Source organism: Pseudooceanicola batsensis HTCC2597 (assembly GCF_000152725.1).
GTDB lineage: Bacteria > Pseudomonadota > Alphaproteobacteria > Rhodobacterales > Rhodobacteraceae > Pseudooceanicola > Pseudooceanicola batsensis.
Genome location: NZ_CH724131.1, coordinates 828,783 through 841,848, shown reverse-complemented (window position 1 = coordinate 841,848; position 13,066 = coordinate 828,783). Strand labels below are relative to the sequence as shown.

Annotated in this window: 7 protein-coding genes (1 of these 7 running past the window's edge); 6 read left to right on the top strand and 1 reads right to left on the bottom strand. The window is 64.9% G+C overall.

What is annotated here, in order from left to right; genetic code table 11:
* Window positions 1–8: 8 nt before the first annotated feature.
* The 5 genes from OB2597_RS08035 to OB2597_RS08015 all read left to right on the top strand — a co-directional run bounded on the left by OB2597_RS08035 (window position 9) and on the right by OB2597_RS08015 (window position 7,578).
* A complete protein-coding gene (locus OB2597_RS08035) occupies window positions 9–1,451 on the top strand; it encodes a hypothetical protein (RefSeq protein WP_009805044.1) in 1,443 nt (480 codons plus the stop codon).
* Window positions 1,452–2,120: 669 nt separating this feature from the next.
* A complete protein-coding gene (locus OB2597_RS08030; RefSeq protein ID WP_009805043.1) occupies window positions 2,121–3,728 on the top strand; it encodes an ABC transporter substrate-binding protein in 1,608 nt (535 codons plus the stop codon).
* A 137-nt stretch (window positions 3,729–3,865) separates the two neighbouring features.
* The gene (locus OB2597_RS08025) at window positions 3,866–4,822 is read left to right on the top strand and encodes an ABC transporter permease (RefSeq protein ID WP_040609212.1); all 957 of its coding nucleotides are present in this window, start codon (window positions 3,866–3,868) and stop codon (window positions 4,820–4,822) included.
* A 12-nt stretch (window positions 4,823–4,834) separates the two neighbouring features.
* Complete coding sequence (locus OB2597_RS08020) at window positions 4,835–5,899, top strand: ABC transporter permease (RefSeq protein ID WP_009805041.1); 1,065 nt, start codon at window positions 4,835–4,837, stop codon at window positions 5,897–5,899.
* Between the two features lie 2 nt (window positions 5,900–5,901).
* Window positions 5,902–7,578, top strand: a complete 1,677-nt coding sequence (locus OB2597_RS08015) for an ABC transporter ATP-binding protein (RefSeq protein ID WP_009805040.1) — start codon at window positions 5,902–5,904, stop codon at window positions 7,576–7,578.
* 91 nt (window positions 7,579–7,669) lie between these two features.
* Here the strand turns inward: OB2597_RS08015 and OB2597_RS22640 are convergent, their stop codons facing one another.
* Window positions 7,670–7,792: a hypothetical protein gene (locus tag OB2597_RS22640; protein ID WP_009805039.1), complete on the bottom strand. Its 123-nt coding sequence runs from the start codon at window positions 7,790–7,792 to the stop codon at window positions 7,670–7,672.
* A gap of 509 nt (window positions 7,793–8,301) precedes the next feature.
* Here OB2597_RS22640 and OB2597_RS21635 point away from each other — a divergent pair.
* Window positions 8,302–13,066 carry the beginning of a tandem-95 repeat protein gene (locus OB2597_RS21635; protein WP_009805038.1) on the top strand. Its footprint extends 23,942 nt past the window's final position, so 4,765 of the gene's 28,707 nt are visible here — the first part of the coding sequence; its start codon is at window positions 8,302–8,304; its stop codon lies off the right edge, out of view.

Here is a 13,066-nt window from a genome sequence, read left to right as displayed (position 1 = left end):
AGATACCCGTGCCACCCACCCCCACGGATGCGCCGCTTTTCGGCTGGCGCGGATTGGCGCTGGCGGCGGTCCTGTCGCTGGTTCTGTGCTGGCCGATGCTGCTCACCGGGCAGCTGTTCGTTTTCCCGGACACGAGCAGCTACGTCCGCGGCGGGGCTGTCATATGGGAGGTTCTGCGCGACATCGTTGGGGAGGTGTTCGCTGACGCTCCCGCATCGCCCGGCGAAGGAGAAGGCGAAGGCGGCGGCAACACACCCACTGGCCTGACCGTGAACGATCGCGGTTCGCCCGTCGTGGGGCGGTCTTTCACGTACTCCGCCGCCGCCTATCTGGCCCAGGCCGCCGGCGGACCGCTCGCCATTGCCTGGCTTCAGGGCGTGGTGATCCTCCTGATGGTCTTTGCCCTGATCGGGCGGGAAGCTCTGGCCCGGCCCGTCCTGCTCGCCGCCGGGTTCGCTGTGCTGGCCCTGCTGACCGCCTGGCCCTGGTACACGGTCTATCTGATGCCGGACGGGTTCGCGGCGGTCGTGGTGATCTACGCCATGCTCGTTGCCGGACGTTTCCAGGCGCTCGGGTGGCGACAGATCGCCGTCGCGACCGGACTGGCGGCCTTCGCGGTCTCGACCCACTATGGCTATATGCCGCTGTCGGTCGTCGCGATAGGGGCGGCCCTGTGCTGGCGCCTGCTGGCCGGCGGGCTGCGGGCGACGACGGTCGCCGTGGCACTGGTGCCGGTGCTCGCCGCGCCGCTGGCCAACCTGGGGGCGAGCGCGGCAGTTCTGGAAGAGGCCAGCGTCACGCCGCGCCGCCTGCCGATCCTGCTGGCACGCTCGATCCAGGACGGCCCGGCGCAATGGTACCTCGAAGATGTCTGTCCCGAGGCGGACCTGACCTTCTGCAGGGCCTTCGGAAAGGACGTGCCCACCGACATCCGCGCCTTCCTGTGGGACGAGGGCGGTGTGAGTTCCCTGACGCCCGAACAGATGAACGGGATCCGCGCGGAGGAGGCAGAGATCCTGATGCGGGCATTCCTCGCCTATCCGGTCGAACAGACGGCGTCGCTGTTGGGCAATCTGGCAAGGCAGACGGTGATGGTCGGGACCGGCAACATCGCGGTGACGGACGGGATGACAGAAGGCTGGGCCTGGACCCAGGCGGAGCCGGAGACCCTGGGGCGTTTTCTTCTTCGCCAGGCGGACCCGGTCGTTTCGGCATCCGTCTTGATCGGCGCGGCGCTGCTTCTGGTGGTACTGCTCTCCGGGCGGCTCGATCGATCTCAACGGGGCATGATCGTCGCACTGGCGGCCGGCTATCTCGGCAATGCCGCGATCTTCGGCGGGCTGTCGGCCCCGGTGGACCGGTATCAGGCGCGGATCGCCTGGCTGGTGCCCCTCCTTGCGCTGGTCCTTTTCTGCACGCTCGCGGGCGCACGGCGGCGCGGCGCAGATTGACGCGCACCTGGGCCGTGCGGACCCTCCCGTATCGGAGCGTTCATTGGGTTGAGCGGCGGCCGAGATGCTCGTGGCGAAAGGCGGGAGGGTGCTGCCCCGCTGTCATCGCGCCCCCCAGGTATCGGTGAGGCGATAGCCCCTCGGACAGGGGTCGTCCGGGTCGAGCATGTGTTGATGCCCGGCGGGGGAGGGATACCGCCGACGATGACGTCTCCGACTTCTCCCTCGGCATGAGCCGATATGACGTGAACGCTCTTGCTGCTGCGCATTCCGCCCTCTTATCCGGGCGGCGCGGTGGCGGGCCCGGCATCCACCGATCCGCACTATGGCACCGGGTTGCGATCGCCCGAAGGGGCGGCGGGCCGGCCCGGTCGCCCCCTCCCGCGGTCGGGACGGCGGGCTGCCGGGCGCGGCCTCGTTCGTTCGACCACCCGGGGCCGCGGCGGGACGTCCGGGTCAAGCCGGAATTCCGGATCGGCGGTCTTTTGCACGGTTTCCCCCACGCGACCGTGAAAATCCTTTCGCATAAGGGGGTTCAAGAAGCGGCCAGTTCGTGGTTTGATCAAAAAGTGTCGGTTTTGTCCCAATGCATGTCGCTGGCGGGTACAAGACTGGGGAAACCAGCCGAGTCTGCAGGCAATGGCGGACCGCTGACGATAGGGAGTTATCATGACCAAAAAGAATCAACAGCTCATCGACCGCATCGCGGATGAGGCCCGCAAGGGCCGCATCTCGCGGCGCGAGTTCATGAATTATTCGCTGATGGCCGGTCTCACGGCCACCACCGCGACCGGCCTCTGGACTACCAAGGCGGCGGCGCAGCCGAAGAGCGGCGGCCATTTCCGCTGGGGTTTGCATGACGGCAACAGCGCCGACACCCACGATCCTGGCACCTACCTGTCGCGCCAGCAGATCTATCTGGCGCATACGCACCGCTCCTACCTGACGATGATCAACGGCGACGGGTCGCTGGGCCCCGATCTCGCGACCTCGTGGGAGGCCAGCGAGGACGCGTCCGAATGGACCTTCGAGCTGAACCCGAACGCAAGCTTCCACAGCGGCCGGCCGGTGACCGCCACCGATGTCATCGCCTCGTTCAACCATCACCGCGGGGACGACACGACCTCGGCGGCCAAGGCATTGTTGACCGATGTGACCGAGATCACCGCCGACGGCGACCACACGGTGACCTTCACCCTGTCGCGCGGCAACGCCGACCTCGGCTGGCTGATGACCGACTACCACCTGGCGATCTGCCCCGCGAATGAGGACGGCACGATCGACTGGCAGTCGGGCGACGGCTCGGGCCCCTACAAGATCGACAACATCGACTGGGGCGTGCAGATCTCGCTGTCGCGCCACGACGGATGGCATGGCGAAGGCGCGTATTTCGACAGTGTCGACATCATCACGCTGAACGATCCGAACGCGCGTCAGACCGCCCTGGTGACCGGCGACGTCGATGCCGTGTCGCTGATCGAGCTCAAGACCATGGCCCTGCTGCAGCGGGACCCGAACATCGTGATCCACAACATCCCCTCGGCGGGCGCGATCACCCTCCCGATGCACTGCGACACCGCGCCGTTCGACGACGTCAACGTGCGCAACGCGCTGAAGCTGGCGATCAACCGCGACGAGATCATCGAGAAGATCACGTTCGGCGCGGCGACCAAGGGCAACGATTTTCACCATTCGCCCGCGCAGCCCTATTTCCCGGAAGGGATCGAGCAGCGTGAATACGATCCCGACCAGGCGCGCTCGCTGCTCAAGAAGGCCGGGGCCGAGGGGCTGTCGGTCAACATCTCGACCGCGGACAGCCTTTTCTCGGGCGCGGTCGACCTGGCGGTGCTCTTCCAGGAACAGGCCAAGGCGGCCGGCATCAACATCAACGTGGTGCGCGAACCGAACGACGGCTACTATTCCGAGGTCTGGCTGAAGAAGCCGTTCCAGATGGTGTCCTGGGGCGCGCGTCCGACGCCGGACGTGATGTACACGCTGGCCTACAAGGACGACGCCGCCTGGAACGAGAGCCGCTGGCAGAACGAGCGGTTCAACGAACTGCTGCTGATGGCCAAGTCCGAACTGGATCAGGAGCGCCGGGCCGAAATGTACCGCGAGATGGCGATCCTGGCCAAGGACGACGGCGGCACGATCATCCCGTTCTTCAACAACTTCGTCTATGCCAACCGGGCCAATGTCGGCACGCCCGAGGAGCTGGCGGCGAGCTGGGAGAACGACGGCGCCCGCGCTGCGAGCCGCTGGTGGTTCACGGACTGACGCGGTCAGAAGATCAAAGGCCCCGGAGAAACTCCGGGGCCTTTTCCGACGGAGGACCACGCAAGAGCGCCTGAAGATGCGCCCCGGTCCGCCAGAACGATCCGGCACCAGAACCGGGCCAGACAACGGGGACACACATGGGTGACATAGCCTCACTTATCTTAAAGAGACTTGGTCTCGGGCTGATCACGTTGCTGATCATCTCGATCATCATCTTCTTCATGGTCGAACTCCTTCCCGGCGACATCGCGCAGGCGGTGCTGGGACAGGGCGCGACCGAGGAAAACCTGGCCGCGCTGCGCGAGCAGATGGGGCTGAACGATCCCGCGATCTTGCGGTACTTTCAATGGCTGGGCGGCGCCCTGACCGGAGACTTCGGGGAATCCGTCGTGACCGGGGAACGGGTCAGCGCCGTCATCTCGGACCGTTTCGTCAACACGCTCTTCCTTGCGGCCTATGCCGCCGTGATCGCGGTTCCCTTTGCCATCACGCTCGGCGTGATCGTCGCGCTGCTGCGCAACACGCTCTTCGACCGGGTGGCCAACGTGCTGACCCTGACCTCGATCTCGAGCCCCGAGTTCTTCCTGGGCTACATCCTGATCCTCTATCTCGCCGTCAAGGCGCAGATGTTCCCGGCCATCGCCAGCCTCAGCGGTGACCTCAGCCTCGGGGAACTGCTGAACCGGACGTTCCTGCCCGCGCTGACGCTGGTCCTGGTCGTCACCGCGCACATGATGCGCATGACGCGGGCGGCGATCATCAACCTGCTGGCCTCGCCCTATATCGAGATGGCGCGGCTCAAGGGCACGCCGCCGTGGAAGGTCATCGTGCGGCACGCGCTGCCGAACGCTTGGGCGCCCATCATCAACGTGGTGGCGCTGAACCTGGCCTACCTGATCACCGGCGTGGTGCTGGTCGAGGTTGTCTTCGTCTATCCGGGGATCGGTCAGTCGCTGGTCGACGCTGTGTCCAAGAGGGATTTCCCCGTCGTTCAGGCCTGCTGCCTGATCTTCGCGGCGACCTTCATCCTGCTCAACCTTGCAGCCGACGTTGGTGCGATCCTCACCAATCCGCGCCTGCGGCATCCGAAATAAGGGGGCGGGACCATGGGACTTTTCGTCATACTCTACTTCGCCTTCCTGATCATCGCGTCCTGCCTCGCGGCCTTCTACGAAAAGCGCGGCGTGTTCATGATGCTCTTTTCGCTGACGCTGGTGTCCTTCATCCTGGGCATCGTCGGCGGGGCGGGGGCCTTGCGCTTCATCGCCATCGCGGCGGCGGTGCTGGCCTTCGCGGCCGGCATCTCCTACGCGTTCAAGGAATTCCTGGTGATCATCGCCCCCAGGAACACCTCGAAGGAGCTGAAGACCGCGCCGCTGACCGCCGCCTTCGGGATGTTCGTGATCTTCACCTATGCCATCGCGGGCATCTTCGCCCCCTGGATCGCGCCGCACGGCGAGAGCGAGGTGATCTCCTCGGCCTTCGCACCGGCGGATGCGAACATGCTGCTGGGCGCCGACCAGCTGGGGCGCGACATGTTCAGCCGCATCATCTACGGCGCGCGGAACACCGTGGGGCTCGCGCTGCTGGCGACGCTGGCGGCCTTCCTGATGGGCGCGCTCGCGGGGCTTCTCGCGGCGGTCAAGGGCGGCTGGTTCGACCAGTTCATGGGCCGCTTCGCGGATGTGATCATGTCGATCCCCTCGCTGATCTTCGCGCTGCTGATGCTGTCGATCTTCGGACCGCAGATCGGGGTGATCATCGTCGCGGTGGCCATCATCTACGCGCCGCGCGTCTTCCGCCTGACACGGGCGGTCGCGGGCAACGTGGTGGTGATGGACTATATCGAGGCGGCCAAGCTGCGCGGGGAAGGGGACTGGTACCTGATCCGCAAGGAGATCCTGCCGAATTCGACCGCACCGCTGGTGGCGGAATTCGGGCTCGAGTTCTGCTTCGTCTTCCTGCTCGTCGCCGGCCTGTCGTTCCTCGGCCTCGGCATCCAGCCGCCCACGGCGGACTGGGGGTCCATGGTGCGCGAGAACGCGACGCTGATCTCGTTCGGTGACATCACCCCGCTCATCCCCGCAGCCGCCATCGCGCTGTTGACCGTCGCGGTCAACTTCGTCGTCGACTGGATGCTGTGGCGGTCCTCCGGCCTGAAGGAGCAATAATCATGACCGATACTTCCGCAATCGCCCCCGGGCTGAAAAAGCAGGTCCTTCTGGAGATCAAGGACCTGAAGATCGAAGGGTATACCGGCGAGACCTGGGTGCCCATCATCAAGGGCGTGGACCTCACCCTGCACCGGGGCGAGGTCATGGGCCTGATCGGTGAATCCGGGGCCGGCAAGTCCACGATCGGCGCCGCCGCCATGGGCTATGCCCGGGACGGCACCCGGATCGTCGAAGGGTCGTCGATCGAATTCGACGGGATCGAGCTGACCACCTCGACCGAGGCCGACAAGCGCGCGCTGCGCGGATCGCGCATCGCCTATGTCGCGCAATCGGCGGCGGCCTCGTTCAACCCGGCGCACAAGCTGATCGACCAGCATACCGAGGCGCCGCTGCAATACCGCATCCAGAAGCGGGTCGAGGCGCAGGAGGACGCGATCCAGCTCTATGAACGGCTGCGTCTGCCCAACCCCGAAGAGATCGGCTTTCGCTATCCGCACCAGGTGTCGGGCGGTCAGCTGCAGCGGGCGATGACGGCGATGGCCATGTCCTGCCGTCCCGACCTCATCATCTTCGACGAACCGACCACGGCGCTGGACGTGACCACGCAGATCGAGGTGCTGGCCGCGATCCGCGACATCGTGGACCAGTTCAACACCGCGGCGATCTACATCACCCACGATCTCGCCGTGGTGGCGCAGATGGCCGACACGATCAAGGTGCTGCTGAAGGGCGAAGAGGTCGAGGAGGCGCCGACCGAAGAGATGCTGAAATCGCCCAAGGAGGACTACACCAAGTCCCTCTGGGCGGTGCGCAGTTTCGAGCGGCCGCAGAAGGAGCGGCCGAAGAACGCAACGCCTCTGATCTCGGTGCAGAATGTCGATGCCTCCTATACCGGCGGGGCGAAGGTTCTGGATGACGTGTCCTTCGATATCCACGAGGGGATGACCGTCGCGGTGGTGGGCGAGTCCGGGTCGGGCAAGTCGACGACCGCGCGGGTGATCACCGGGCTGCTGCCGCCGTCGAACGGGCAGGTCCTGTTCAAGGGCGAGCCGCTGCCGCCCAAGTACACCGACCGGACCAAGGATCAGCTGCGGCAGGCGCAGATGATCTATCAGATGGCGGATACGGCGCTGAACCCCAAGGTTCGCATCTCCGAGATCATCGGCCGACCGGCGCAGTTCTACTCCGGGCTGAAGGGCACCGCGCTCAAGAGCCGGGTGGACGAACTGCTCGACCTGATCGAACTGGAGCCGTCGAAATACTATGACCGCTTTCCGCCGGAACTGTCGGGCGGACAAAAGCAGCGGATCGGTATCGCCCGGGCGCTGGCGGCCGAGCCGTCGTTCATCATCTGCGACGAGGTGACATCGGCGCTCGACCAGCTGGTGGCCGAGGGGATCCTCAAGCTGCTCGACCGGCTGCAGAAGGAGCTGAACCTGGCCTACATGTTCATCACCCACGACCTCGCCACGGTGCGCGCCATAGCCGACGAGGTGGTGGTGATGCAGCACGGCAAGGTGGTCGAACAGGGGCCCAAGACCGAGATGTTCACTCCGCCGCACCATCCCTATACCGACCTGCTGCTCAGCTCGGTTCCCGAGATGGATCCGAACTGGCTGACCACGCTTCTGGAAGAGCGCGGGGTCGACAACGTCGGAGAGTCCGCGAACGTCTGACCGCGGCAATGAAAAAGGACCAGTCGCCGTATAGCGACTGGTCCTACCCGTTACCGTGCATTGTATTCTCTCGTCTGCTTGTCCGACGCCGTCAGACGATGGCCATAGCCGTCGCCCCCATGGTGCCCAGGATGACAATGTAGACGAGAAGCAGCGCCGGGAACGTGGCTCCGCGCGCGCGATATTCACGGATCATGTCGTCGCGTGTCAGCATCTCGCCCTCCTGATGGTTGCTGGTTGCAATCGCACGAGGCGACCGCCGCCCCGTGAATCGCAGATAATCCGTTTGCACGAGTCGATCAATCCGGGAAATGCAACGCGATTCAGGCTGCGGGAGGCGTCTGCGAGGCCTCCGCGCGATCGGTGTGAAAAAGCGACAAATCGAGGTCGGTTCGCGGCGTTCGCTTCGAAAAACCGGTCATTTCGCGGCAAGAATCCGCGAACCGCAGACAAGACATGAACACACTGCATAGCGGATTTGTTTTCATAGTATACCTTAATGCCGCCGCTGCCAGCGCCCGTGGGAGAGCGCGCGCGCCCCAATTCTTTTGACAGGGCAAAATTTCCGCCGCTAAACTTGTGATCAAGGGGAGCGGCGTCAGTCATTTTCACTGCTGGCAAACCTTCCCGTACCCGGGGGCGGATCGCCGCGCTGTTTGAAATTAATTTGTCTTTTCCGCAATTTGCGCGGAAATCCATTGTTGATATTGGGGTTTTCCGATCATGGCATTAAGCAGAGATCTGTACCTCGCGATTCTGTCGCTGGACGTCTACAACCGCGATTATGACGATGTCGTGCGGCTCGAAGGGGCGCAGATCGGCGCGGCAACACTCCTTCCCCGGGACGGATACGATCTAGACGGCGCGATCTATAGCGACTGGCAGGACAGCGGATTTTACGCGCTGGCCTACGATACCAGTCAGATCGAGTCGATCGGCGACGGCGTGGTCATCTCGTACCGCGGCACGAACCCCAGTCTCGACGGCGATTTCTTCAACTCTCCGCTCTGGCTGGATGTGAGCAACGGCTGGACGGCCGGCGGCGGGTGGCCGGGCGGCGAAGACGGCCAGGCCTCGCTCGCGCTGGACTTCTACAACCTTGTCAGCGCCGACGAGGGGCTGCTGGATTTCGGCGAGATCACCACCACGGGCCATTCGCTCGGGGGCGGTCTGGCGGGGCTGGTGGCGACGGCCTACGGCGAAGAGGGCGTGATCTTCGACCACATGACCTACGAGATCGTGTCGGGTGTCCTCTGGGCGCTGGCCGAGGTCAGCGAAGATTATCGGAACCGGTATTTCGGCGGTGTCATGCCGCCGCCGTTCGAAGGGGCCAGCATCGACGCCTATTCGACCACCGGAGAGGTGCTGGCGGCGCTGCGGACGGCCTTTTTCAGCGATTACGAACCGATCGACAGCCACGGCGGCCTGCGGGACCCGGTGACGCTGCATTCCATGCCGCTGCTGATCAACCTGATCTGGGCGCGGGACGAGGGCCGGACCGACTGGCAGACCGTGGGCAAGCAGCTCTGGAACGCGTACTTCGATGCCCAGATCGCCGCGACGATCCCGGACATCGAGAGCTTCAAGGGGGATCTGGGCAGCGATGCGGTCACCATGGCTTCGGCCATCGCCTATTCCGCGCTGGACGAGGGCGAACGGCCCTTCGGCGATACCGGCATCTGGTCGATGTTCGACGACGCCGACGAACTGGGTGCGGTCATCGCGGGCAACCCCTCGGATTTCTTCGAAAAGTTCATCGAATTCAGTCCCTCCATCGGGCTGAGCGGGGTGACGCTCTTCCGGGACGTGAAACAGGCGCTGGCCGATTTCGTCGTCCAGTACGCCGCGGCGCTGTCGGTTCAGGATATCGAGGGCAACGAGAGCGCCAGGGAGGGCGTTCTGACCCGTTCCGACGACGGCAACATCCTGGCCTTCGACGCGTCGGAAGCGCTCTGGAAAGACCAGCTCGGGCTGGACGAAAAGCTCGACCCGATCAACATCGTCAATTTCCGCGACGCGTTCTTTGCCCAGACGGACGAGAACTGGTTCGACACGCTGTTGCGCTGGACCGGCCTTGCCTCGCCCACGGATGTCGCCATGGGGGGCTGGGGGGCCGATACGCCCGAGATCTTCGACCGCTTCCACATGCGTGCGCGTGCCGACGCGACGTCCTTCTACATGCCCGAACGGGTGCTGGGGCCGGCCTCGGGCAGCGGCAACTCGGCCTCGGTCGATGTCTTCGTCGGCGCCGGTGTGGACGAGAGCATCTACGGCACCCTCGGCAACGACTTGATCTTCGGCTCGGGCGGGGGCGACTATATCGAAAGCGGCGACGGCGACGACGTGGTCAACGCCGGGACCGGCGACGACACGATGGCGGGTGGCGACGGCCGCAACCTGATCATCGGCGGCGATGGCGACGACGAGGTGCTCTACAACCTCGGGAGCAGCGGTGTCGACCTGACGATCACGCTCTCTCCGGACATCGCCGGCGAGGGGTTCGGGCTGTTCGACCAGCTGACCGTGCAGCTGCGGGTCGAGGGGACCGACTCTCAGGGGAACACCGTCGAGGACCTGGTCTTCAACACCGAAGAGATGACGCTGACGGACAAGGCCGACAACGTCGTCATCAGCAAGGAGAACCTGCTCGACCTCTTCCGCACCTCGATCACGATCGACCTGGGCGAGGAAACCGATTCGAACGCGCGCGACACGCTCTCCTTCGATCAGCGTGACCTGTCGTTCTTCGGCCAGCAGGGCGTCTTCTACCGCAACGGCGATGTGCAGGTGACATTCCCGCATCTGACCCTGGGGTATCAGGCGACCAACTTCCTGGGCGCCGCGCAACCGCTGAGCGTGGCCGCGCTCCTGGCGGTCGAAGACCTGCTCGTCCCCGACGACAAGGTGTCCTTCACCGGCGTCGACAATGTCACCCTGACCGATCTCGACGACCGTTTCTCGATCACCAGCGACGACGAGGGCAGCCATTCCGGGAACGGCGACATCAAGGGCATGGGCGGTATCGATGTCATCTACATCAGCGAGGTGCCGGACGGGGACCTTTCCGTAGATGGCGGAGACGACAACGACATCATCATCGTCACGGGCGGCCAGGCGGTGCGGACGGCCGGCGGCGCCGGGCGCGACCTGATCATCAACACCACGCCGGGCGGCGAGCTTTACGGCGACACGTTCAGCGGAACCCAGGAAACCGAGGGCGGCGGCATCGGCGGCTTCGGCGACGATGACGGCGGCGACAATGCCGATCATTTCTGGTTCGCGCCCGATACCACCATCATGGATCCGCAGAAGAACGACATCCTGTCGTTCTACGGCGTGCCGCTGACCGGCGGCGACGCGAGCGGAACGTCGGTCTCGTTCGCCGTCGGCGCGATCACCGGCAGCAAGGAGGCGCTGGATGCGGTCGCCACGGGCTTCACCTATTTCGCGCTGATCAACACCGCCGCGACCGCCGGGCTGATGCGAACGTTCTTCGACACCTGGCTGCCCAACATCGCCTATATCGCCACTAAGAACGAAGAGACCGGCGAAGCGGTGATGGTCATCGCCAACATGACCGATCTGCTGTTCCGCATCGCCACGGGCCAGAGCATCGCCGACAGCATCGACCTTGGCGACGGAGATGTCGGCTTTACCGGATTCCAGACCATCCGCGACTTCACCTTCGATACCGCGGACACGTTCAGCGGGCCGTGGTGGGAGGATCTGGGCGGCTTCCAGAGCGCCGAGAAAAGCGCCGCGAACGAGACCGGCGACTTCGGGATGCTGTTCAACTTCCCCAACGTCTTCTCGACCATCATGGGCGGGATCGGCCAGGTGGCCGACCAGATCATCAAGGCGACGCCGGCCGTCAACTTCCTCTTCGAAGCCTATGACGCGCTGATGCTGGCCGATGCGGCCCACTGGCTTGCGGGCGCCGCGACGCGTCTGGCCAAGAACAGCCTCTGGGCGGCGGGGGCCGATCCGCTGGTCATCGACCTCGACGGCGACGGGATCGAGACCGTGTCCGTGGAAGTGGCGCAGGTCTATTTCGACTTCGACCTCGATCTCTTCGCGGAACTGTCCGGCTGGCTCGACGGCGACGACGGGTTCCTGGTCCACGACAGGAACAACAACGACCGGATCGACGACATATCCGAGATGTTCGGCAACCAGTTCGAAGGCGGCTATGCCGAGCTGGCGAAATGGGATCAGGTCGCGAACGGCGGCGACGGGGACGGCAGGATAACCGCGGCTGACCTGAACTGGGTCGAGCTGCAGATCTGGCGCGATCTCGATACAGACGGCGCGACGGACGCAGGCGAGCTTTTCTCGCTGGACGAGCTGGGCATCGTGTCGATCGACCTGGCCAACGATCCGCTGGATCTGCGGACGCCGCAGGGTGCCGATCTGCTGGCCACGGGCTTTGTCGAATTCGACGACGGCTCGACCGTGCGGATGTTCGAGGCGATCTTCGAATCGCTCGAGTCCTACACGGTCTATGCCGGCGAATCCGGCCGGGCGCCCTGGCAGCAGGACCTCGATATCGACAGCCGCGGCTACGGCTCGATGACCGATCTCAGCGTGGCCATGGCCAACGACATCCTGCTGGGCCAGATCGTGGCCGAGGCCGCGGCCTCGATGACCGAGCCGGATTACTTCAAGATCCGCGAACAGGCCGGCCCGGCGCTGAGCTACTGGGGCCAGACGCTCGAGACCACGCGCGAGCTGATTCCGGTGCTGCTGCACGAGGATGCCGAGGGCAAGATCAGCCTGGCGGATCGCGCGGTCTATCTCGAGGACGACCTGGGGGGCTACTGGACGCTGGCAAGCGGCGATCCGGTGCTGGACGGCGCGGGCCAGGTGATCGACCGCGCGACGATCGAGGATATCCTCGCGCAGGCCACCGCCTCCGGCGAAACCTGGCAGGTCGAGCAGGCATGGTCGCCCGCGACCCGCGGGGACGCGGTCGAACACCGCGAGAACGCGCCCTACCTGATGCGCATCGTCGAGGGCCGGGCGGTGATCGACGACTTCGGCATCCAGAACGCCGACGGCAGCTGGCGCCTGGCCAGCGGTCGCGAGATCACCGATGCGGGCGGGGCGGCCATCGCGTCGCCGACCATCGACGACATCCTGGCGCTGGAGCGCGATACGGGCCAGGAATGGCGGCTGGAAGAGATCGGCCACAATCCCTTTGCCAAGGTCGAGGTCGAGGAGATCGGGGTCCGGGTCATCGACGGCATCACGGTCGATTACACGGTCGAGGTCACCGACCAGGACGGCACGTTCTTCGTCTGGGCCCGCAATCTCGACCGGGCGCTCGAGCTGCAGTTCAAGACCGGGGATTCCCGCGAGTTCGCGCTGCGCAACTACGAGGTCGATTTCGACACGCTGGACGAGGTGAATTCCTCGGACGACAGCCTGCACAGGGTCGAGATCCTGACGCCGGGACAGTTCCATTTCGCCACCAGCCTCGCCGGGATCG

What these genes read in the sequence shown, in the direction of transcription:
- OB2597_RS08030 (WP_009805043.1), top strand. Translation starts at nt 2,121, where the DNA reads ATGACCAAAAAGAATCAACAGCTCATCGACCGCATCGCGGATGAGGCC.
- OB2597_RS22640 (WP_009805039.1), bottom strand. Translation starts at nt 7,792, where the DNA reads ATGCTGACACGCGACGACATGATCCGTGAATATCGCGCGCGCGGAGCC.
- OB2597_RS08015 (WP_009805040.1), top strand. Translation starts at nt 5,902, where the DNA reads ATGACCGATACTTCCGCAATCGCCCCCGGGCTGAAAAAGCAGGTCCTT.
- OB2597_RS08020 (WP_009805041.1), top strand. Translation starts at nt 4,835, where the DNA reads ATGGGACTTTTCGTCATACTCTACTTCGCCTTCCTGATCATCGCGTCC.
- OB2597_RS08025 (WP_040609212.1), top strand. Translation starts at nt 3,866, where the DNA reads ATGGGTGACATAGCCTCACTTATCTTAAAGAGACTTGGTCTCGGGCTG.